The sequence below is a fragment of the uncultured Tessaracoccus sp. genome (assembly GCF_947286155.1).
Lineage (GTDB): Bacteria > Actinomycetota > Actinomycetes > Propionibacteriales > Propionibacteriaceae > Arachnia.
On record NZ_CAMYPD010000015.1, the window covers coordinates 1 to 21,988 of the forward strand.

Here is a 21,988-nt window from a genome sequence, read left to right on the forward strand (position 1 = left end):
GTTCGCACAAGGCCGAGAGATCGTCGCGGGAGAGCCCGAACGTGTTCCACGCGACGCCGAGCGCGCCGCCGTGCTTCAGCTGGCCTGCCCACACAGGGATGGCCTCGGCGAGCAGCTCGGCGGGGGAGCGGTGGCGGCCGGAGTCGCTCGTCGCGCCGTGCGCCACGCCGTAGGGCGCATCGGTGACCACCGCGTCGAAGCGCTTCTTGCCAAAGAGCTGCGCGGAGTCGCGGGCGTCGCCGGTGAACATGGTGGCGGTGAGCCCGTCGACGCGCAGGTCCAGCCGACGCCCCACCGCGCGGCCGTTGCGTTTCACGGGCGTGACGTCGGCCGTGTGCTTCATGTGCTTGCGGCGGAAGTAGGTCTTCCAAAACGATGCGGCCGCCTCGAATGCCTTGTCATCCAGCTCGACGCCGTACGCGTCGTGGCCTTGCCGCAGCGCGGTCGACAGCGTGGTGCCGCGCCCGGCCATCGGGTCGAGCACCTGGCGACGGCCGTCGGCCTCGCGGGTCACCGCGCCCAGCGTGACGTTCAGCAACAACTGCGTGAACTGCTCGTTCGTCTTGCCCTGATACTTCGGGATGGTGACGAGATCGTCGGGAAACCGGAACACGTCCGGCAACTCCACGGGCCGCAGCAACCCGTCCAGATGCTCGAACAGCGCGAAGCAGCCCGACTGCCGGGCCACCACGTCGAGTGCCCCCTCGTCGGCAGTGAATGCCAGGTAGGGCACACCGGCCAGTTCGACGGGTTCGACGTCGGCAGCCCCTGGGCAGGTGGCTTTGAGTTCTGCGACGGCGAGCTGCGGCGCGGATCCGGCGTAGACGCGGTTGGCGGAGGGCGCTAGCAACATGAGGTATCCGGGCATGAAGGAAGGGTAGCGCGGACTACTGTGGATGCATGAAGATCCTCGTGCCCAACTCGTTCCCCCTGACCCTCGACACTGACGACGAGCAGGTCGTGTATGACATTAAGGCAGACATCCCCGACGAGCATCGCGACGCGGAGGTGCTCGTCGTGTGGGGTAACAAGCCTGCGAAGCTGAAAGAGATCGCGTCGCAGCTGCCCAAACTGAAACTAGTACAGACGCTCATGGCAGGCACCGACGCCATCCTCGCAGCGGGATTCACCGACGACGCGGTGCTCTGCGGAGGTGCGGGCCTGCATGATCGCACCGTGACCGAGCACACCGTTGCGCTCACTCTGGCGCTCGTGCGCAAGGTGCCCACACTCGTCGCCAACAAGGCCACACACACCTGGACGTGGGAAATCAGCGGCCGCCAGGAGCTCGCGACGAAGCCCGTCACCACGCTGATTGGTGCCAACGTGCTCATCTGGGGGTTCGGGTCGATCGCGCAATGCCTCGCCCCGGTGCTGCAAACCCTGGGCGCCAACGTCGTCGGCGCGGCCCGCTCGGCGGGGGAGCGCGGCGGGTTCCCCGTCGTCGACGAGGCGCATCTCGACGACGAACTCGCCCGCACGGATGTGCTCATCATGATTCTGCCCGACACCGAGCACACCACGAACGCACTGAACGCCGAGCGTTTGGCGAAGCTGCCCGAGCACGCCTACGTCGTGAATGTCGGGCGGGGGCGCACCGTCGACGAGGACGCGCTGATGCAGGCGCTGGAGGGCGGGTCGATTGCGGGCGCGGCCATCGACGTGATGTGGCACGAGCCGCTTCCGGAGGACTCGCCGCTGTGGGAGGCCCCGAACCTGCTCATCTCCCCGCACGCTGCGGGCGGCCGCCCGATTGGCGCCGACGAGCTGGTCACCCATCAGCTCCGCGCGCTCGCCACAGGCGGCGAGTTCCGCAACCTCGTCGCCCGCTGAGGCCGCCGTCGCAGGCTTCATGCCCGTCGCATACGCAATAGGTGGCAGATTAGCGCCCATTGACGGGCGCTAATCTGCCACCTAAGGGGCCGGCCAGGTCTACTCCGCAGCTAGCGCCACCACGACGGGAACCCGCGCCGCCGAGCGTGACGGTACGACGGAGGCGATGAGCCCAGCCACCACCGCGACGGCCAAGGTGCCGAGCAGCACGCGCCAGTCGAGGGCGAACACAAAGCCGTCCGCACTGCCGAGCAGGATCGTCGACCCAGCGAAGCCGGTCAGCACCCCGAGCAGGATGCCGATCACTGCCCCGGCCACCGAGATGAGCACGCCTTCTGCGGCCAGCATCCCGCGCAACTGGCTGCCCGTGACGCCGACGGAGCGCAGCATGCCGTGCTCGCGTCGCCGCTCAATCACCGACAGCGTGAGCGTGTTCGCCACGCCGACAAGGGCAATCACGACGGCCACCGCGAGCAGACCGATCATCACGGTGACCACCGCGTCGATCACTCGGTTCATGTTCTGGCGCTGCTGCAGCGGCGCCGCTACGGAGGGCGCCGAGTCGCCGCCGTGCTCGGAGACTACGCGCTGCACGTCAAGCACGACGTCGTCCACCCGCTCGTCGTCGACGTTCAGCAGGAGCATCGTCGGCTGGCCGAGCTGCACCCCGGACCGCTCGATGGTCTCGGGCTCTACCACCATCGCTACCGCGAGGTTCTTCACGGTCTGGGTGGGCAACGTGATGGGCTTCGTCTCCTCTCCCGACGGCGTCTGGATGCTGAGGGTCATCTCGTCGGGAACGCCCTGGGGGAACGGCCGCGGGTCCACCCCGACGCGCCCGGGCTGCAGCGTGTAATCCGGGGTCTTCACCGTGGCCAACACGTCGTCGCGCTTCGCGATCATCACGTTCTTGCCCTCGGTGTCGTTGGCCATCCACGCGCGGGCGACGTACTCGACGCCCTCCACGCCCTCGACGGCTTTCACCAGGTTGTTGGAGAACGCCTCGGTGCCGTTGGCTCCGACCACTATCTCGGTGGGGAAGAACTCGTCGAGCGAATTCTCGATCGTGGCTCGCCCCGAGGCCGCACCTGTCGCCATCAATGTCACGAGGCCCACGCCAATCACGAGTGCCGACGTGGTAGCCGCCGTCCGGCGAGGGTTCCGCGTGGCGTTCGCCGTGGCCAGCCGCACCGTCGCCTTCGACTTCTTCGGCACGACGAGCGCCGCCAGCCAGCCGAGCACCGCCACCATCTGCGGCACCATGTACACGGCCAGCACGAGGAACCCCGCGACGAGCAGCAGCCCTCCAGCCACACCCATGAGCAGCAGAACACCGAGCAGGTCGACAAGCCCCGTGAGGTCGCCATCGGCGCGGTAGCCGTACACCAAAGCGGTGGGGAAGCCCAGCATCAGAGCACCGAGGATGAGTAGGACCAGCCCCACGACCTTGCGCAGACCGCTCTTCGCGCGCACGGGGTCCACCGTCGTCGGGCGCAGTGCGGCGACGGGGCTCACCCGCGTGGCGGCCCGGGCCGGGCCGAGTGCTGCGAGCACGGTCACCACCAGGCCGACGATGAGGGGCACGAGGATTGCCGGGATATTCACACCCATGCTGCCGAGCTTCACGGCGCCGGAGGACTGTGTCGACACCCACCAAAGGCCGGCGTAGCCGAGCCCGTGGCCGAGCAGAATACCGACAACCGATGCGAAGACGCCCAACACCGCGGCCTCGATGAGCACCGAGCGACGGATCTGCGCCTTCGTCGCCCCACCGCAGCGCAGCAGGGCGAGTGCTTTCGTGCGTTGCGCGACGAGCACCTCGAACGTGTTGGCGATCACCATGGCAGCCACGCCCACAGCAACGGCTGCGAACGCGAGCCCCAGGAAGACGAAGAAATTCGCATTGCCGACCATGTTCTCAACCTGCTGGTCGATGACCTCCCGGGCGGTGTGCACGGGGTAGGGGATCGTCTTCGCAATGTCGGCCGCTACCTCGCTCGGGTCACGGGAACCGTCGGTGTAGGCGAGGAGCGTGTCGTTCTCGACATGTTCTTCTGCGTATGCGGCGCGAACCTGCTGCACCGTGTCCGCAGTCGTCCACGACGGCGCGGTGCTAAACAAGGACATGCTCGGCTGGGTGACCCCGACAATCTTGAATTCCCCACCCTTGTCCTCCAGCGCAGACCACTGGAGCGCGTCGCCCACCTTCACGTTCAGCGACTTGGCGAGATCATGCGCGATCAACAGCTCGCCGGGAGCCTTCGGGGTCGTGCCTTCCGCCGGTGTTGGCGCGTCGCCAGCCGTCGGCAGCGACTGCAATTGCAGGAAGTACGCCGACGTCGCGTTCCCCACGGGAACGCCCTCGTTGAGCCTGTAATCGATGGCCTTGACGCCGGGAGTGGTGCGCACTGCGGCGAGTTGTTCGTCGGTGACATTGACTTCCTTGGCGACGACGTTAGCCCCGTTCAAATCAGCCGTGGCTACGGCTTCCGCGGTCGCTTTCATGACGCTGGTGCCCAGCAGTGTTGCCGACACGAAGCCTGTGCCGAGCACGATGGCGATGCCCGCCAGCAGGAGCTTGCCGACCGACGAACGCATCTGCTTGATTGCGAAGTGCCACATCATGCCACCTCGTCGGTGCGAAGGAGATCGAGGCTGGTGGAGACCGCTTCGGGCGTCGGGTCTTGGATCTCGCCGGCGATGCGCCCGTCGGCCAGGAGAAGAACGCGGCTCGCGTGCGCGGCGGCGACCGCGTCGTGGGTGACCATGATGACGGTCTGCCCCAGCTCGCGCACGCTCGTGCGCAGGAAGGACAGCACTTGGCCGCCCGCGCGCGAGTCCAGGTTGCCCGTGGGCTCATCGGCGAAAATTACGTCTGGCTTGGTGATGAGCGCGCGTGCCACGGCGACACGCTGCTGCTGGCCTCCGGAGAGTTCCGACGGCAGGTGCTCCAGGCGGTCGCCGAGATGCAGCAGATCGACGACGGTGGTGAACCATGCGTCGTCAGGTTTGGTGCCGGCGAGCTCGAACGGCAGCAGGATGTTCTGCTTCGCGGTGTACATCGGCAGCAGGTTGAACCCCTGGAAGACGAAGCCGACGCGGTCGCGGCGCAGGAGAGTGACGTCGTTATCTTTCAGGCTGGTGATCCACTTGCCCGCCAGCCACACGAGGCCGGAGCTGGGGCGGTCGAGGCCAGCGAGCATGTGCATGAGCGTCGATTTGCCGGAGCCCGACGGCCCCATGATCGCGGCGAACTCGCCGCGTTTGAACTGCACATCGACGCCGGCCAGCGCCTCAACCTGGGTGGCGCCTTCGCCGTAGATCTTTTTCAGATCGCGTGCGGCGGCCGCGACGTCGCGCAGCTCCTCGAATGGCTCTTGCATGGTGCACTCGCTTTCCAATCTGGTTCCAATCTGGGTGACGCTACGAACGCTACGCAGCCTCCGAGTGGAAAGCGTCAGCCTGGAGGATGGTCTTGCGCGTCATCCTGGGGGCTGACGGCGTTCGCGCGACCGAGCGCACACCAGATGGCAAAAACCGCCCCCAAATGGCCAAAATTGGCATCTAGAGTGCGCCCAGTCGCGCAAGTCGTTAATGCCCGGGTGCGACCAGCCCGGTTTCATACGCCACAACAACGGCCTGCACGCGGTCGCGGGCGTTGAGCTTCATCAGGATTCGCCCGACGTGCGTTTTCACCGTGGCTTCCGCGACGTACAGCTCGGCCGCGATCTCTTGGTTACTGAGCCCGCGGGCCATCAGCACGAGCACCTCGCGCTCGCGGTCGGTGAGCACGTCGAGCGCAGCGGGGGTGGCGCGTTCCTCGTCGGGGAGCATGCCGACGAGGTGATCGAGCAGGCGTTTCGTCGACGACGGCGCCATCACCGCGTCGCCCGCGTGGACGGTGCGAATGGCGTCCAGCATGACCTCGGGTGGGGTGTCTTTCAGGAGAAACCCCGAGGCTCCCGCCTTGATGGCGCGCAGTACGTACTCGTCGAGGTCGAACGTGGTGAGGATGATGATTTTCGGTGTCGCGTCGCCTTCGGGGCGGGCAGTGAGCTGTTCGGTGGCGGTGATGCCGTCGACCCCGGGCATGCGCACATCCATGAGCACGACGTCGACGTTCGCCATCGGGATTTGCTCGACGGCCTCGGCGCCGTCGCCGCATTGCAGCACCACCTCGAGGTCGGGTTGGGAGCCGATCACCATGGCGAACCCGGCTCGGACGAGCTGTTGGTCATCGACGAGTGCGACGCGGATCATGTGGTCTCCTGAGCGTGGTCGGGGGAGAGGGGGAGGGTGAGTTTGACGCGGAACCCTCCGGTGGCTTTGGGGCCGGCGTGCAGGGTGCCGCCGAACAGGGCAGCGCGCTCGCGCATCCCGACGATCCCACTGCCCGCGCCGTCGGAGAGCGCCGCCGCGCCACGACCGTCGTCGTCCACCTGCAAAGTGACGTCGGCGTCGGTGTAGCAAAGCATGACGGCCATCTTGGCGCCCGGCCCGGCGTGTTTGAGCGCGTTGGTGAGGGCTTCCTGGCACACGCGCTGCAGGGTGACGTTCATGCCCGGCATCAGTGGCCGGGGAGTGCCCATCGTGGTGTACGCCACGTCGACACCGGTCTCCTTGACGCGTGCGATCACGTCGGCGAGGTCGTCGCTGGTGGGTTGGGGTGTGACGATGGCGACGTCGGCGTCGGCGGTGCGAAGCACGCCGAGGATGCGACGGATGTCGGCGAGCGCGTCGCGCCCGATCTCGGCGATCGTCTCCAACGATTTCGTGGCCTGTTCCGGGTTGGCCGATGCCGCGTATCGGCCGCCGTCGGCCTGGGCGATGATGACGGCCAGCGAATGAGCGACGACGTCGTGCATCTCGCGCGCGATCCGCGAGCGTTCCGCTGCGACGGCGAGTTCGGCGTCGGTGCTTTTGGCGGCTTTCAAGGCGGCGATCCGTGCCTCGTCGGTGTGCTGCTGCGTGATTCTGCTGCGCCGCGCGAGCCCGAGCGCCCACGCCACACCGACGGCGAAGAGTGTGGGCAGGAAGTAGACGAGCACGTCGCTGGGATTCCGGCCGGCGACGAGTACAGCAAATATGAAGGCGCCGATGCCGCCACCAGCGAGCCCTAGTCGGTTGGCCCAGGTGGGGCCGTGGGCGGTGACGGAGTACAGGGACAGCAGCACGACGAGGTTCATTGGGCCGGGTTCGATGCCTAGTAGCACCTGGGCGAGCGCGAGCGCGTAGATTGCGGCAGCCGACGGTGCAGGTGCGGCGCGGCGCAGGAGGATGAGGCCTGCGTAGAGCAAGATGAACAATGGCAGCCACAAGGTGTGGGAATGCGACGGCGCCCATCCCCAGGTGATGATCCCCAGCCCGAATTGGCAGAGCGCGAGTACCACGTCGACGGTACGGACACGACTCAGCATGGTGTCAGCCTACGAGGCGAGCCGCGACGCCGCATCAGTCCCCGGGCTGATCTAGGTGGGTGGGATTGTCGGTGGTTGAGTAGCCCGCGGAGCGGGCGTATCGAAACCGCGCCGCTCGTGTAGCGAAACCCAGCACGAAACTTCATAATCCGTACGCAGATTCGTTTAACCCCTCAAAATCGGAGGCTTTGGTCAATCTGCGTACGGATTTTGAAGTTTTCACTCGGTGCATCTCGATACGGCGCTTCGCGCCTACTCGACGGTCGGTGGAAGATGCGGGCTGCCTACTCGATGGTCAGGTAGCGCTGTCTCCGGTGCTTGAGTAGCCCGCGGAGCGAGTGTATCGAAACCCCGGAGAGCGTCAGGCGAGGTTGACGTGGTGGTGCTCGAAGGGTGTGCCCTTGGCGCGCTCGGTCGACTTGATGACTTCCTGCTCCGCTTCCTTGCGGCCCGTCCAGGTGGCGCCTTCGACGGACTTGCCGGGCTCCAAGTCTTTGTAGACGGAGAAGAAATGCTCAATCTCGAGCAGCATGTACTCGGGCACGGAATCGAGGTCGACGAGGTGCTTGCGGCGCGTGTCTGCCGTCGGCACACACAGCACCTTGTCGTCGCCGCCCATCTCGTCGGTCATGCGGAACATCGCGATGGCGCGGCATTCAATAAGGCAGCCGGGGAACGTCGGGTCGCCGCCCACCACCATCGCATCCAGCGGGTCGCCGTCTTCGCCCAGCGTGCCCTCCACGAAACCGTAGTCGTACGGGTACTGGGTGGAGGTGAACAAGGTGCGGTCGAGACGGATCCGGCCAGTGTTGTGGTCCATCTCGTACTTGTGCTTGGTGCCCTTGGGGATCTCCACCGTCACGTCGAACAGAACCTGATCGCCGGACTCGATGGGTTCGAGAGATGCGTGAATGTCTTGGCTCACGACCGGGGCTCCTAAGATGATCGGTGTTACTTGCAGGTCACAATACCCTGTCGGAGGTGGCAGTGCCGAAGTCTCGGACAGCGCAGTGGGTCGCCGTCGGTATCGTGCTCGTGTTGGTGCCCAGCCTCACGCTCACCGCGCTCGCTCTGCGAGGCCGCATCGCCACCGCCGTCGGCCTCGATCGCCCCGCGGCATCCCCGACGGTGCCCCCCTCGGTGTTCGCGGCTCCATCAGCAGCGCCGACACCGCCCAGCGTCGGTGACCTCCAACCACCCGCAGCCATCGCGACGCCGGGCCCCGCCCCGTCGAAACAGCAACTTGCCCAGCGTCTCGCGCACCTCGACACATCGAAGCTCACAACGCCCGACGGGAAACCTGCCACGATCTCGTGGGAGCTGCTCGACGGGGTGTCCGGGCAAGCGATCGCCTCACGCGACGCCCACCGGATGCTGACCCCCGCGTCGAATACCAAAACGCTGACCATCACGTCGGTGCTCAACGCCTTCGACGGCGAAGAGACCTTCGCCACCACCGTCACCCAACCCGGCCCGGGCACCATCGTGCTGGTGGGCGGGGGCGACCCGCTCCTGGCAAGCGAACCCGCACAACCAGGCACGTACCCCCAGCCGCCGTCGCTGCGCAGCCTCGCCCAGCAGACCGCGAAGGCGCTGCGCGCCGCGGGAACCACCAGCGTCACGCTGGGCTACGACGCGTCCTACTTCCCGGATTCCGGCTGGGCAACAACATGGCCCGCGAAATACCGCGATCAGGTGACGCCGATCAGCGCGCTGTGGGCCGATGAGGGGAAGGTCGACGGAGCACGCCAAGCTGATCCCGCTGCCGCGGCCGCCGCCGTCTTCGCTCGCCAGCTCGGCGAAGAAGGCCTCCAAGTACGCGGCGCACCTGTCGTTACCAAGGGTACGGGAGCGGAGATCGCGAGCGTCGAATCGTTGCCCGTGCATGCGCTCGCCCAGCAGGCGATGCTGCGCTCCAACAACTCATTCACCGAAGTGCTCGGCTTCCAATTGGCCAAACACACGGGCCACCCGGCCACGTTCGCGGGCTCCACCGCCGCCATCCAGCAACAACTCACCAAGCTCGGCATCTGGGAGCAAGGCGCTCATCTCGACGACGCGTCGGGGCTCTCGCGCAGCAACCGCGTATCGGCGGCGATGCTCGCCCGCGCCAACCACCACATCATCACCGACGCCCGCCTCACCGCCGTCATGGATGGTCTGCCCGTCGCGGGGGTTAGCGGGACGCTGCGCGAGCGCTTCACCGACGAGGTCAGCGCCCCCGCGCGAGGGGTCGCCCGCGCGAAAACCGGTACGTTGAGCCTAGTGTCCTCCCTCAGCGGCTACACCATCACTGCCGACGGGTCGCTCGTCGTCTTCGCCATCGTGCTCAACGGGCAAGTCGACGGGTGGGCGGCGAAGGTGCTGGAAGACCAAGTGGTCGGCACGGTCACAGGGTGCGGTTGCTGATGGACGCCGCGCCAGAACTCCACTGGGCAACCGCCCGCGCCGTCGCCAAGCTGGGCCGAGGTGACCTGCCCGCCGTCTCGCGCCCGGAGGCGCACCGCTACGTCGCGAGCATACGACGCCACGCGCGCGAGGCCGCCGAGCTAGCGGCAGCGGCAATGCAGGTTCCCGCCCGTGGCGCGTCCAACATCCGTGTCGTAGATCGCGACGGTTGGGTCGCCGCCGCCACCAACGTCGCCCAGGCAGCCATCGACTCGGTGGGGTGGCCCCGTCGTTCCCCGACACTCTGGCGCGCCCTCACCGCGCGCGTGCTGGGCGCGGGCGTGGGCGTGGGGCTAGGTATCGGATCGCGGTGGATGCTCGGCCAATACGACGCTTTCTCGGGCAGCCGCACCTTGTACCTCGTCGCCCCGAATCTGTGGCGCCTGCAGTACCGAAACGGCTTCGACGAGCGCTCGTTCTTGCTGTGGATAGCAGCGCACGAACAGGCCCACGCGCTGCAATTCGACCGCGCGCCCTGGCTCACCGGCTACCTCGGTGAGCTCGTCGGCGACGCTAGCGGCAGGGCATCGATCAACCGCATCATCGCCACCATGACCTTCCTCGAAGGGCACGCTGACTACGTCTCCGACCGCACGGGGCGTATTCGTCACGTGCAGCGCATGCGCCGGGTGCTGGAGCGCTCGCGGCCCCAGCGCGGCGGCGGGCTACTCGACAAGGGCACCCAATACGCGCAGGGGCGCCAGTTCTGCCTCAAGGTGCAGCAGATGCACGCCGACGATGGCCTCAGCCAGCCGAATCCGCTCGACGCCGCATTCGACGCGCCAGAGAACTTGCCGACGCGCGAGGAGATCGCAAACCCTGCGCTGTGGGATCGGAGGGTGTATGGCTAGGCGTGAACTCGGCCCGGCATCGCTGGAGGTGGCGCGCGCCGTCGCGCAGGTGTGGCCGGGTGGCGATGTCGTCGTGGCGTGCTCCGGGGGTGCCGATTCCCTGGCGCTCGCGCTGGGGGCCGCGTGGGCGGCGCGGCGCGACGGGGGAGCGCCGCTTGCCGTCGTCGTCGACCACCAGCTGCAACCAGATTCCGACGAGGTCGCCCACCAGGTGGAGGAGCAGCTGGCCTGCCACTCCATCGAAGCACGCACGGTGAGGGTCACCGTCGAACCCGGCGCCGACGGCCTCGAAGCGGCTGCCCGCGACGCCCGCTACGCGGCGCTGGAAGCATTCGGGCGCCCGGTGCTGCTTGGGCACACCCTCGACGACCAGGCCGAGCAGGTGTTTCTAGGCCTCGTGCGCGGATCCGGAACGCGCGCCGTCGCCGGGATGCCCGCCCGACGCGGCCCGTTCCTGCGCCCGCTGCTCGGCCTCCGCCGCGCCACGACGGAGCAGGCCTGCGCCGAGTGGGGCGTCACCCCGTGGCACGACCCGATGAACGACGACCCCTCCTTCATGCGGGTGCGCGTGCGCCGCGCGCTCGCTGGGCTGGAGGACGTCATTGGGAGGGATCTCGCGCCCAACCTCGCGCGGACAGCCTCGCTGGCCAGAGCCGATGCGGACGCCCTCGACGCGTTCGTCGACACCCCGCCTACGCCGACGCTTCCCGTCGACGATATCCGCGAGCTCCCCGACGCGCTCAGGTGGAGGTTCCTGAAAGCTTGGCTCGAAGCGCAGGGTGCGCAGCCGGCGATGGTGCACGTGTTGGCCGTCGACGCCCTCGTCACGACGTGGCGAGGGCAGGGCCCCATCGACGTCCCGGGGGGCAGCGTGCAGCGTGCCGAGAACGAGCTCAGGTTGGTAAGGTGAGGAACCGTGGATGCTGCCGATATTGCTGAAGACCTCGAGCGCGTGCTCTACACCTCCGACCAGATCGCTGAGCGCATCGCGGAGATAGCCGCCCAAATCGATGCTGACTACGAGGGGAAGGACATCCTCCTCGTTGGAGTGCTGAACGGCGCGGTCATGGTGATGTCAGACCTGCAACGCGCCATGAAGAGCCACGTCCAGATGGACTGGATGGCCGTCTCCTCCTACGGCGCAGGCACCCAGTCGAGCGGCGTGGTGCGCATTCTGAAAGACCTCTCACAGGATCTCGAAGGCCGGCACGTCATCGTCGTGGAAGACATCATCGACACCGGCCTCACGCTCAGCTACCTCATCAACTACCTCGCCTCGCGCGGCCCGGCGAGCATCGAGATCATGACGATGTTCCGCAAACCCGACGCGGCGAAGATCGACGTGCCCGTGAAGTACGTCGGCTTCGACATCCCCAACGAGTTCGTCGTCGGCTTCGGTCTGGACTTCGCCGAGAAGTACCGCAACCTGCGCGACGTCGGCACACTGAAGCCTGAGATCTACAGCTGATCAACCCATACCTAACCCAATATCCACACGGGTTTCGCTGCAGGGGTCAAATCGGCCGATTTCGGCAAACGCATGTGGATATCGGGTTAGGAACGCAGTTGGGCCCCCGCAGCTTCCGGGGATGCATCTTTGGCGAGCGCTGGTAGGCTTCGGCTTGCTGTTTTCGTCTTTATTGAGTGGTGGCACCCTTGCAGAAATTCTTCAAGTCCCCAGTGGCGTGGATCCTCATCATCGTCATTGTGCTCATGCTCGGGTGGCAGCTGTTCAGCTCCTTCACCGGCTTCGAGAACATGCCCACGAGCCAGGCAATCAAGGTGCTCGAAAGCGACGAGAAGCTGCGCGAAGTGATCCTCGTCGACGGTGAACAACAGATCCAGATCGTCGACAAAGACGGCAAGCGTACGAGGAGCACCTGGGTGGGTGAGCAGCAGGCCGCCGACATCGTGAAACTCCTCAACGAGCGTCGAGAGCAGGGCACGCTCGAGCGCTGGAACGGAGAGAACCCGAAGCCAGGGCTGTTTTCCACCTTCCTGTTCTCGTTCCTGCCCTTCCTGTTGCTGATCGGTGTGATGTTCTTCATCTACCGTTCCATGAGCCAAGGCGGCGCGGGCGGGCCGATGTCGTTCGGAAAGTCGCGCGCCAAACTCGCGAGCAAGGACACCCCGCAGACCACTTTCAGCGACGTGGCCGGCGCCGACGAGGCGGTGGAGGAGCTCGTCGAGATCAAGGAATTCCTCGAGAAGCCCGACAAGTTCGTCGAGCTCGGCGCGAAGATCCCCAAGGGCGTCCTACTCTACGGGCCGCCCGGCACCGGTAAGACGCTGCTCGCCCGCGCCGTCGCAGGCGAAGCCGGAGTGCCCTTCTTCTCCATCTCGGGTTCCGACTTCGTCGAGATGTTCGTCGGTGTTGGTGCATCCCGCGTCCGCGACCTCTTCTCCCAGGCGAAAGACAACGCGCCTGCCATCATCTTCATCGACGAGATCGACGCCGTCGGCAGGCACCGTGGTGCAGGCATGGGCGGCGGCCACGACGAGCGCGAGCAGACGCTGAACCAGCTGCTCGTCGAGATGGACGGATTTGACTCGCGCGGCGGCATCATCCTGATCGCGGCGACGAACCGTCCCGACGTGCTCGACCCAGCGCTGTTGCGCCCCGGACGCTTCGACCGGCAGATCTCCGTCGAGGCTCCCGATGCGGCCGGACGCGAAGCCATCCTCAAGGTGCATGCGAAGGGCAAGCCGCTCGCGTCGAACGTCGACCTCACCTCCATCGCGCGGCGCACGCCCGGGTTCTCCGGCGCCGACCTTGCGAACGTCCTCAATGAAGGCGCGCTCCTGGCGGCCCGTTTGGGCTACGACATGATCGGCCAGAAGGAACTCGACGAGGCCATCGACCGCGTGATCGCTGGGCCGCAGAAGAAGACGCGCCTCATGGACGAGCGCGAGCGACTCATCACCGCCTACCATGAGGGCGGGCACGCGCTCGTGGCGGCAGCCATGCCGGGCAATGATCCGGTGCAGAAGGTGACGATCCTGCCGCGCGGGCGAGCGCTCGGATACACGATGGTGCTGCCTGACCAGGACAAGTATTCGCAGACGCGCGGCGAGCTGCTCGACCAGATGGCCTACATGATGGGAGGCCGCGCCGCCGAAGAGATGGTGTTCCACGACCCGACCACCGGGGCGAGCAACGACATCCAGAAGGCGACGAAGGTGGCCCGCGCCATGGTCACCCAGTACGGCATGAGCGAGCGCATCGGTGCGGTGAAGATTGGCGGCGGCGACTCCGAGCCGTTCATGGGCATGAAGGGCACAGACTCCAGCAAGGAGTATTCCGACGAGCTGGCAGGCATCGTCGACGAAGAAGTGGCCAAGCTCATTCACGCCGCGCATCAGGAAGCCTACGACGTGCTGGAAGAAAACCGCGACGTGCTCGACGAACTCGTCCGTCAACTCTTCGAGAAGGAAACCCTGGGCAAGGCGGAAGTGGCGAAGATTTTCGAGCCGTTGCGCCGACGCGACAAGCGTCCGGCCTGGACGGGGTCGCCCAACCGCGTGCCGTCGTCGATCCCGCCGGTGACACCGCCGGAAGCCCCCGCCGACTCCGATCTCCCCGACGGTGCCTCCTCACCCAAGCCGCTGGCTGGCCCCTCGGATTGGACTCCGCCGTCCGCACCCCAGCCGGGCGTGGAGCCGCCGGCCCCGCCGCAGCCGGGCGTGGAGCCGCCGGCCCCGCCGCAGCCGGGCGGCATCCCTCCGGGTGACACCCCTGGGTGGCGCCCGCCATCGGATTGGCAGCCTCCGCAGCCGCCGAGGCCCGAATGAGCGTCGATCAACCGCGCATCGAAGCCGCGGTGCGCGAGATTCTGCTCGCCATCGGCGACGACCCTGACCGCGACGGTTTGCGCGACACCCCACAGCGCGTCGCCCGATCATACGCCGAGCTGTTCGCCGGCCTCAGCCAAGACCCGGCAGATGTGATCGGCACCACCTTCGACGTATCCCACGAGGAACTCGTGCTCGTGAAAGATATCGAGGTGGCGAGCTGCTGCGAGCATCACCTCTTGCCATTCACGGGCGTGGCCCACGTGGGGTACATCCCGCAGAAGGGCGGCCGGGTGGCGGGCCTGTCCAAAATTGCGCGCCTCGTCGACGTCTATGCCCGCCGCCCGCAAGTGCAGGAACGGCTCACCACCCAGATCGCTGAGGCCATGGTGGAGCAACTGCACGCGCGCGGGGTGATCGTCGTGGTGGAAGCGGAGCACTCCTGCATGACGCTTCGAGGCGTGCGCAAGCCGGGCTCGAAAACGGTGACGAGCGCGGTGCGCGGAGTACTGCGTGACAGCGCCACCCGAGCAGAGGCGATGGGCCTCATCCTGGGGCACTGAGCATGCAGACACTCATCATGGGGGTGCTCAACGTCACACCCGACTCCTTCTCCGACGGCGGCCGCTGGGCCAACCCGGATTCCGCCTGCGAGCACGCCCACGAACTCGTCGCCCAGGGCGCGAGCATCATCGACGTGGGCGGAGAATCCACCCGCCCAGGCGCGGCTCGCGTCGACGCCGACGAGGAACTGCGACGGGTGCTCCCCGTCGTCGAACGCCTCGCCGCAGCGGGCATCACCGTCTCGGTTGACACCATGCGCGCCACGACGGCCCGCGCGGTGGTAGACGCCGGGGCCGCCATCATCAACGATGTCTCCGGCGGGCTCGCCGACCCCGATATGTTCGCGACGGTCGCTGCCTCCGACGCCTGCTACATCTTGCAACACTGGCGCGGGCATTCCGACGTGATGAATTCCCTCGCCAACTACACTGACGTTTGCGCGGAAGTGCTCGGTGAGACGCTCGCACGTCGTGACGCCGCCGTCGCCGCCGGGATCCCCGCCTCGCGCATTATCCTCGATCCCGGGCTCGGTTTCGCGAAGTCCAGCGACGATAATTGGCAGATCCTGCGCGATCTCACCGCATGGCAGGCCACCGGGCATCGCGTCCTCGTCGGCGCCTCCCGCAAACGCTTCCTCGCCGAGGCTCAGGATCGCGACGTCGCCACCGCCGCGGTGACCACCTGGTGCGCGGCCCACAGCGTCTGGGCAGTGCGCACACATGAGGTGCCCATGCAGCGTGACGCGATCATCGTCGGAAGCCACCTTCGCCCTGACGCTGCCGAGCTTCGCCCGCTCGGGTAGTATCCACAACGTCACAGTGACCAACGAGCAAGGTGAGGAACCATCGACACCATCACGCTGACGGGGGTACGCGCCCGAGGCTTCCACGGAGTCCTTCCCGAGGAGCGAGCTAACGGGCAGGACTTCGTCGTTGACGTGGTGATGGCCGTTGCATCCTGGCCGAGTGACGATGACCTCGCGTCCACGATCGACTACTCGGAGGTTGCCGACTTGGTGGTAGCCACCGTCGAGTCCGGCCCCTACCAACTGATCGAGACGCTGGCGCAGGCAATTGCCCGGGTCATCCTGGACCGCCAGCCGCTCGCCTCGTCAGTCAGTGTTACTGTGCATAAGCCGAGCGCCCCGCTTCGCCCGGCGTTCACCGACGTGGCGGTCACCATCACTAGGAGCAGACAGACATGAGTAACGCACCGTTTGACCTCGATGTCGACACCCTCGGCAACTTGCGTCCCATCTCGAAGGTCGTGTTCAGCCTCGGCTCGAACCAGGGAGATTCCGCAGAGATCCTCCAAGAGGCCGTTGACTTCCTCGCCGATACCCCTGACCTTATGCTCGTCGAGGTGTCCCCGGTGTACGAAACGACGCCGTGGGGCGAGGTGCAAGACCAGCCGAATTTCCTGAACATGGTGGTCATCGCGGAGTCGACGCTGGAGCCACTCACGCTCCTCGACCGCGCGCATGCCATCGAGGAGAACTTCGGGCGCGAGCGCACCATTCCGGGCGGTCCCCGCACGCTCGACATTGACATCATCATGGTGGGTAAGCGCGTCTCGGAGGACGCCATCGAGCTTCCCCACCCCTACGCCCACGAGCGCGCCTTCGTGCTGGTTCCGTGGCTCGACGTCGACCCGGATGGCGAGCTCGAGGGGCATGGCCCCATCGCTGACCTCGTCGAAGATATGGATACCGACGGCGTCACCCTCCGAAGCGACATCGTTATCTCGGCGGCAACGGGCTTTTGAGTAAGGTCACGCTCACCACCCCGCGTCAGACGGTCGTCGCCGTCCTGGCGGGGGCTCTGCTGATGGGAGGTGGGCTGGCGATCTACGATCGCCTCGCCGCCTACCCACCGGTGGTGCCGTGGACGGTGCCCGTCGCGCTGGGTGTGGTGAGCATCGCAGGCATCATCTACGCGCTGTGCATTCCGAAGCGTTTAGAGGAGCGCAAGCTCGGTTCGCAGGAAGCCATGGTTGCCCTCATCACTGGGAAGGCGATGGTGCTGAGCGGCGCGGCGCTGGCCGGAGCCAACACGGTGTACGTGATGAAATTCGTGTCAGCTATCGAGGCTGAAACACCGCTGCAGCGTGTGATACACGGGGGCGGGACGCTCGCCGCGAGCATCTTGTTGGCGGTGGCAGGCTCCATGATTGAACACCGCTTGCGCATCCAGCAACCCCCGGACGAAAAAGATGCGCGCCACGCCGACGCAACCGTCGCATAAGGAAATTGCAGCAGTTAGCATGCAGCCATGTCTGGTCGTCATTTCGCATCGTCTAAGAACGAACGAAACACCGCGCTGCTCATCCTCGGTATTGGCGCACTCGCAGCAGTAGCGTCGATGTTCGGCAATATCTGGGTGGTGCGCGCAGGTGTTGTGGTTGCCATTGTGATGGCAATGATTGCTCTCTACGTGTCTTTCCTAGAAGTCAAGCGCATTCGCGAGGAGCACAGCGAGGCGCTGCGTCGCGAAACTGAAATTCGGATGGCGCTTTCCGACAAGCATCACGCCGATTCAGTGGCGATGATCGATCGCTTCAACGCGCGCGCTGAGAACCTCAACGCCATCATCGCGAAGCTGCGTTCCCAGCTTGGGGCTGCAAAGAAGGAGCTGAGCTCCATGCGCGGCAACGCGGCGTGGCTGCGTGCTGAGGTGGCCGAGCGCCAGGCGCGCATCGAAGAGCTCACCGCCCGTATCGCCGAGCTCGAATCGCAGCGCGACGAGGCCGAACAGGAAAGCTCAATCGTCGAACTCCCCGAAGCTTCGTCTCTCTTTCCGCAGGTGGGCGACATCTGGGGCGAAGATGAGCATCCGACGATCATCAACCTCGCGAAGCTCCACCTCGACGAAGTGCTTGGCGAAGACCTCCGCAAGCACGCCTGAGCAGCGAATTACTTGTCAGCATCGCCGACGCTGTAGCCCACGGTGGCCACGGCGTCGGCGACCTGCGTTTCTGGGGTGGCTTCCAGCGCCTGCCCGAGCGCCGAGAGATTAGCGAACGAGGGCGTGCGCAGCGCTAGCCGCCAAGGCGTTGCGCCGCCGCGCGATACGAGCAGGCTCCCGGCGATACCCCACGGGGCTTCGACTTCGGCCCAGTGCTCTCCCTCAGGAACTTTGAGGCGCCGCGCGAGCCGCACCGTCACCTCGCCTGGGTGGTCAGCCACTCCCGCGAGCAGCGCATCTGCCATGGCAGCCGAGGTGCGCAGCTCGTCGACGAGCACCGCGAGGCGGGCGTGCCCGTCGCCGGCCGTGCGCGTGGGTGCGGGTTGGAAGACGTCCGAGTAGGCGAGGTAGCCGCGTGCCCGGCGGTCGAGGTCGAGGCCAGCGGCCCGCCCGACGGGGCCCGACAGCCCATATGCCTGGCAGGCATTGGCGTCGAGTGTCGCAAGGCCGCGGTAGCGCTCGGTGGCACTGAGCGCTTGCTCGCACAGGTCTGCGATGCGGAGCACATCGTCGAGGGGGAGTTGCCAGCCGCCGGGTATGTCCGCCGCGAGCCCGCCCACGCGGTTCAGCATGGGGTGGATGCGGTTGCCTGACCACGCGAGCACGGCGTCGCGGACTGCATCGACGGTGGTCCACAGCTGCGCTGCGACGTCGTCGTCGAGGAGCACGGATAGGAACGAGAGGTGGCTGTGGATGCGCGCGGTTTCGGCGAGGAGCGTGCGCAGCCAGGTGGCGCGGGGCGGTGCGACGAGCCGCATGGCTTGCTCAATGGCGAGGGTTGCGCACAGCTCGCCGGAGAATGCTGAGAGCCAATCGTGGCGGTCTGCCAACATGATTCCCGCTCGCCAATCCCGTACCTCAAAGAGTTTCTCCGCGCCACGATGGCCGTAGCCAGGCTGGATCACGACGTTGCGCCATAGCCCGTCAACAACATCAGTTTCCACTGCGATAAATCCCGTGTTTGTGGGGTGGCGATAGCCGAGGGAAATATGTGCATGCCCCGGCAGCGACATCGCTCCGATGCAATAGTGCTGGCGACGTATCACAACGCCCCTTTCTGGTATTGAGCTCGTGTACCCTGGGAACTGAATTATTCAAATCTGAAAGGATGACAATGGCTCGTAAGGTTGAAGTAACGCTCGTCGACGATATCGACGGAGGCGTGGCAACGGCTACTGTGCAATTCGCATTCGACGGTGTGCAGTACGAGATTGACCTCAACGACGACAATACCGCGAAGTTTGAGAAGGCCCTCGCTCCCTACATCGAGCACGGCCGCAAGGTGTCGGCAACCCGTCGTCGCGGGCGCAAGGCCGCCGCCGCTGGCGGCGCGAAGGTGGCGCCGGGTGAAGTACGTGCCTGGGCGGCCGCCAACGGCATGGAGGTGTCGTCGCGCGGGCGCATTCCGGCTGACGTGATGGAGGCGTACCTCGCAACGAATTGATCGCTGCTGGCCCGCTTGGGGCCGTGTTCGCGATGAGAGAATCCAGGTTCGGTGCATCCATGGGTAAGCTGGGGTGCACTCAACATGGAGGGACGGATGTTCGAACGCTTTACTGATCGCGCGAGGCGCGTGATCGTGCTCGCTCAAGATGAGGCGAAGCTGCTCAACCACAGCTACATCGGCACGGAGCACATCCTGCTGGGGCTCATCCACGAGGGCGAAGGCGTCGCGGCCAAGGCATTGGAATCCTTGGGAATCTCATTGGAACAGGTTCGCGAGCAGGTCGAAGAAATCATCGGCGTTGGCCAGCAGCCCCCGACGGGGCATGTGCCGTTCACACCGAGAGCCAAGAAGGTGCTCGAGCTCTCGCTGCGTGAAGCGCTGCAGATGAATCACAACTACATCGGCACGGAGCACATGCTGCTCGGCCTGATCCGCGAGGGTGAGGGCGTAGCAGCATCCGTGCTGATTAAGTTGGGTGCAGACCTCAACCGCGTCCGCACCACAGTGCTGCAGCTGCTATCGGGGTACCAGGGCCGCGAAGCGTCGATGGCTGGTGCCCCGGAGGCCGGGCCTGAGAAAACGAGCTCGCAGATTCTTGACCAATTTGGCCGAAATCTCACGCAGGCCGCCCGAGATAATCAGCTCGATCCAGTGATTGGCCGCACGCACGAAATTGAGCGTGTCATGACGGTGCTCAGCCGACGCACGAAGAATAACCCGGTACTGATCGGGGAGCCGGGCGTCGGTAAAACCGCCGTGGTGGAAGGCCTGAGCCAGGCAATTGTGCGCGGCGATGTTCCTGAGACGCTGCGCGATAAGCAGATCTACACCCTCGATCTGGGTGCGCTTGTCGCGGGTTCACGCTATCGCGGTGATTTCGAGGAGCGTCTGAAGAAGGTGCTGAAAGAAATTAAAACCCGCGGTGACATCATGCTCTTTATCGACGAGATCCACACACTCGTCGGTGCCGGAGCAGCCGAAGGTGCCATCGACGCGGCGTCAATCTTGAAGCCCATGCTCGCCCGGGGTGAGCTGCAGACCATCGGCGCCACCACACTCGACGAGTACCGCAAGCACATCGAGAAGGACGCTGCGCTGGAGCGTCGCTTCCAGCCCATCCAGGTGGCGGAGCCGTCGGTCGGGCTCACCGTCGACATCCTCAAGGGCCTTCGCGACCGCTACGAGGCGCACCACCGCATCACCATCACCGACGAAGCGCTCTCGGCGGCGGCCACGCTCGCCGACCGCTACATTCAAGACCGCTTCCTGCCCGATAAGGCCATCGACCTGATCGACGAGGCCGGCGCGCGGCTGCGCATCCAGCGCATGACGGCGCCACCGGACCTCCGCGAGTTCGACGACGCCTTGGCGCAGAACAAGGTCGAGAAAGATGCCGCGATCGACGCGCAAGACTTCGAGAAGGCTGCACGGCTGCGCGACGAGGAGCAGAAACTTCGCTCTCAGCGCGCGGAGAAGGAAGAGGCCTGGAAGCAGGGCGATTCCGACATCCCCGCGGTAGTCGGCGAGGAAGAGATCGCCGTCGTGCTCTCGGGCACTACGGGCATTCCGGTGTTCAAGCTCACCGAGGAAGAGTCGCAGCGTCTGCTGCGTATGGAAGAGGAGATCGGCAAGCGCTACATCGGTCAGGAGGACGCCGTGAAGGCGCTCTCGCGCTCGATCCGCCGCACTCGCGCCGGATTGAAGGACCCGAAGCGCCCGTCCGGTTCGTTCATCTTCGCGGGTCCGTCCGGCGTCGGTAAGACCGAGCTCACGAAGGCGCTCACCGAGTTCCTGTTCGGCGACGAGGACGCGCTCATCACGCTCGACATGTCGGAGTACTCCGAGAAGCACACCGCGTCGCGGATGTTCGGATCGCCCCCCGGCTACGTCGGCTACGAGGAGGGTGGCCAGCTCACTGAGAAGGTGCGGCGCAAGCCGTTCTCGGTGGTGTTGTTCGACGAGATCGAGAAGGCGCACCCCGACATCTTCAACTCGCTGCTGCAGATTCTCGACGAGGGGCGTCTCACCGACGCGCAGGGTCGCGTGGTGGACTTCAAGAACACCGTCATCGTCATGACCACGAACCTCGGCTCCCGTGACATCTCGCGCGGCGCGTCGCTCGGCTTCAGCCGCGTGGGCGACGAAGAGTCGAGTTACGAGCGCATGAAGTCGAAGGTGTCTGAAGAGCTGAAGACGCACTTCCGCCCCGAGTTCCTGAACCGCGTCGACGAGATCGTCGTGTTCCACCAGCTGTCGCAAACCGACATCGAGCGCATCGTCGACCTCATGGTGGGCGAGATCGAAGGTCGTCTCGGCGACAAGGACATGGGTATCGAACTCACGCAGGCAGCGAAGGAACTCATCGCTAAGCGCGGCTTCGATCCGGTGCTGGGTGCGCGTCCGCTGCGTCGCGCCATCCAGCGTGACATCGAGGACGTGCTCGCTGAGAAGATCCTCTTCGGCGAGCTGAGCGCGGGTGAGATCGTCCAGGTCGATGTCGCTGAAGAAGGCGCCGAGCTGCCGTTTACCTTCACCGGCGTCCCGAAGGCTGACGTGAAGCAGCTCGAATCCGCGCCTTCGGGTGGGGAACCCATGGAAGGCTGAGCCCACGGACGACGGTGGCCCCGCACCCTCGAGGGTGCGGGGCCACCTTAGTTGCAGAGGAGGGTGGGC

The 21,988-nt window shown here is 65.9% G+C and carries 21 protein-coding genes; 14 read left to right on the forward strand and 7 right to left on the reverse strand.

What is annotated here, in order from left to right; genetic code table 11:
* A partial coding sequence (locus tag Q0X68_RS05355; protein ID WP_297748625.1) for a TRM11 family methyltransferase occupies positions 1 to 868 on the reverse strand: 868 nt, incomplete at its 3' end.
* A 32-nt stretch (positions 869 to 900) separates the two neighbouring features.
* Here Q0X68_RS05355 and Q0X68_RS05360 point away from each other — a divergent pair.
* Positions 901 to 1,833 (forward strand): NAD(P)-dependent oxidoreductase, encoded by a 933-nt coding sequence (locus tag Q0X68_RS05360; protein ID WP_297748628.1) that lies wholly within the window; start codon positions 901 to 903, stop codon positions 1,831 to 1,833.
* A gap of 99 nt (positions 1,834 to 1,932) precedes the next feature.
* Here Q0X68_RS05360 and Q0X68_RS05365 read toward each other — a convergent pair whose 3' ends face one another.
* From Q0X68_RS05365 to Q0X68_RS05385, 5 genes are all read right to left on the reverse strand, one after another.
* Positions 1,933 to 4,458, reverse strand: a complete 2,526-nt coding sequence (locus tag Q0X68_RS05365) for an ABC transporter permease (protein ID WP_297748631.1) — start codon at positions 4,456 to 4,458, stop codon at positions 1,933 to 1,935.
* Positions 4,455 to 5,216 (reverse strand): ABC transporter ATP-binding protein, encoded by a 762-nt coding sequence (locus tag Q0X68_RS05370; RefSeq protein ID WP_297748634.1) that lies wholly within the window; start codon positions 5,214 to 5,216, stop codon positions 4,455 to 4,457. Before Q0X68_RS05370 ends, Q0X68_RS05365 begins: the two co-directional genes overlap by 4 nt.
* Before the next feature lie 208 nt (positions 5,217 to 5,424).
* Positions 5,425 to 6,093 (reverse strand): response regulator transcription factor, encoded by a 669-nt coding sequence (locus Q0X68_RS05375; RefSeq protein ID WP_297748637.1) that lies wholly within the window; start codon positions 6,091 to 6,093, stop codon positions 5,425 to 5,427.
* Positions 6,090 to 7,250 (reverse strand): sensor histidine kinase, encoded by a 1,161-nt coding sequence (locus tag Q0X68_RS05380; RefSeq protein WP_297748640.1) that lies wholly within the window; start codon positions 7,248 to 7,250, stop codon positions 6,090 to 6,092. The genes Q0X68_RS05375 and Q0X68_RS05380 overlap by 4 nt, the downstream gene beginning before the upstream one ends.
* 361 nt (positions 7,251 to 7,611) lie before the next feature.
* A complete protein-coding gene (locus Q0X68_RS05385; RefSeq protein WP_297748765.1) occupies positions 7,612 to 8,163 on the reverse strand; it encodes an inorganic diphosphatase in 552 nt (183 codons plus the stop codon).
* A gap of 68 nt (positions 8,164 to 8,231) precedes the next feature.
* On the opposite strand from Q0X68_RS05385, the gene dacB reads away from it, so the two are divergent.
* The 11 genes from dacB (at position 8,232) to Q0X68_RS05440 (ending at position 17,808) form a co-directional block, all read left to right on the forward strand.
* Positions 8,232 to 9,659: a D-alanyl-D-alanine carboxypeptidase/D-alanyl-D-alanine-endopeptidase gene (gene dacB, locus Q0X68_RS05390; protein ID WP_297748643.1), complete on the forward strand. Its 1,428-nt coding sequence runs from the start codon at positions 8,232 to 8,234 to the stop codon at positions 9,657 to 9,659.
* Entirely contained in the window at positions 9,659 to 10,549 is an 891-nt protein-coding gene (locus Q0X68_RS05395; protein ID WP_297748646.1) for a zinc-dependent metalloprotease, read from the forward strand. Before dacB ends, Q0X68_RS05395 begins: the two co-directional genes overlap by 1 nt.
* Positions 10,542 to 11,459 (forward strand): tRNA lysidine(34) synthetase TilS, encoded by a 918-nt coding sequence (tilS, locus tag Q0X68_RS05400; protein WP_297748649.1) that lies wholly within the window; start codon positions 10,542 to 10,544, stop codon positions 11,457 to 11,459. Before Q0X68_RS05395 ends, tilS begins: the two co-directional genes overlap by 8 nt.
* 6 nt (positions 11,460 to 11,465) lie before the next feature.
* Entirely contained in the window at positions 11,466 to 12,017 is a 552-nt protein-coding gene (hpt, locus tag Q0X68_RS05405; protein ID WP_108871380.1) for a hypoxanthine phosphoribosyltransferase, read from the forward strand.
* 179 nt (positions 12,018 to 12,196) lie between these two features.
* A complete protein-coding gene (gene ftsH, locus Q0X68_RS05410; protein WP_297748768.1) occupies positions 12,197 to 14,341 on the forward strand; it encodes an ATP-dependent zinc metalloprotease FtsH in 2,145 nt (714 codons plus the stop codon).
* Positions 14,338 to 14,904: a GTP cyclohydrolase I FolE gene (gene folE, locus Q0X68_RS05415; protein ID WP_297748655.1), complete on the forward strand. Its 567-nt coding sequence runs from the start codon at positions 14,338 to 14,340 to the stop codon at positions 14,902 to 14,904. Before ftsH ends, folE begins: the two co-directional genes overlap by 4 nt.
* A gap of 2 nt (positions 14,905 to 14,906) precedes the next feature.
* Positions 14,907 to 15,707 (forward strand): dihydropteroate synthase, encoded by an 801-nt coding sequence (gene folP, locus Q0X68_RS05420; RefSeq protein ID WP_297748657.1) that lies wholly within the window; start codon positions 14,907 to 14,909, stop codon positions 15,705 to 15,707.
* A gap of 57 nt (positions 15,708 to 15,764) precedes the next feature.
* A complete protein-coding gene (folB, locus tag Q0X68_RS05425; RefSeq protein ID WP_297748771.1) occupies positions 15,765 to 16,109 on the forward strand; it encodes a dihydroneopterin aldolase in 345 nt (114 codons plus the stop codon).
* On the forward strand, positions 16,106 to 16,669 hold the full coding sequence (folK, locus tag Q0X68_RS05430) for a 2-amino-4-hydroxy-6-hydroxymethyldihydropteridine diphosphokinase (RefSeq protein WP_297748660.1): 564 nt from the start codon (positions 16,106 to 16,108) through the stop codon (positions 16,667 to 16,669). The genes folB and folK overlap by 4 nt, the downstream gene beginning before the upstream one ends.
* Complete coding sequence (locus Q0X68_RS05435) at positions 16,666 to 17,148, forward strand: DUF3180 family protein (protein WP_297748663.1); 483 nt, start codon at positions 16,666 to 16,668, stop codon at positions 17,146 to 17,148. The genes folK and Q0X68_RS05435 overlap by 4 nt, the downstream gene beginning before the upstream one ends.
* A gap of 27 nt (positions 17,149 to 17,175) precedes the next feature.
* A complete protein-coding gene (locus tag Q0X68_RS05440) occupies positions 17,176 to 17,808 on the forward strand; it encodes a hypothetical protein (RefSeq protein ID WP_297748665.1) in 633 nt (210 codons plus the stop codon).
* 8 nt (positions 17,809 to 17,816) lie between these two features.
* On the opposite strand, the gene Q0X68_RS05445 is transcribed toward Q0X68_RS05440, so the two are convergent.
* Positions 17,817 to 18,812 carry an NADH-quinone oxidoreductase subunit D gene (locus Q0X68_RS05445; protein WP_297748669.1) on the reverse strand — a complete coding sequence of 332 codons (996 nt, stop codon included), beginning with the start codon at positions 18,810 to 18,812 and terminating at the stop codon, positions 17,817 to 17,819.
* Between the two features lie 170 nt (positions 18,813 to 18,982).
* On the opposite strand from Q0X68_RS05445, the gene Q0X68_RS05450 reads away from it, so the two are divergent.
* Both Q0X68_RS05450 and Q0X68_RS05455 read left to right on the forward strand, forming a co-directional pair.
* Positions 18,983 to 19,312, forward strand: a complete 330-nt coding sequence (locus Q0X68_RS05450) for an Lsr2 family protein (protein ID WP_297748672.1) — start codon at positions 18,983 to 18,985, stop codon at positions 19,310 to 19,312.
* A 96-nt stretch (positions 19,313 to 19,408) separates the two neighbouring features.
* Positions 19,409 to 21,919 carry an ATP-dependent Clp protease ATP-binding subunit gene (locus Q0X68_RS05455; RefSeq protein WP_297748675.1) on the forward strand — a complete coding sequence of 837 codons (2,511 nt, stop codon included), beginning with the start codon at positions 19,409 to 19,411 and terminating at the stop codon, positions 21,917 to 21,919.
* Positions 21,920 to 21,988: the final 69 nt, after the last annotated feature.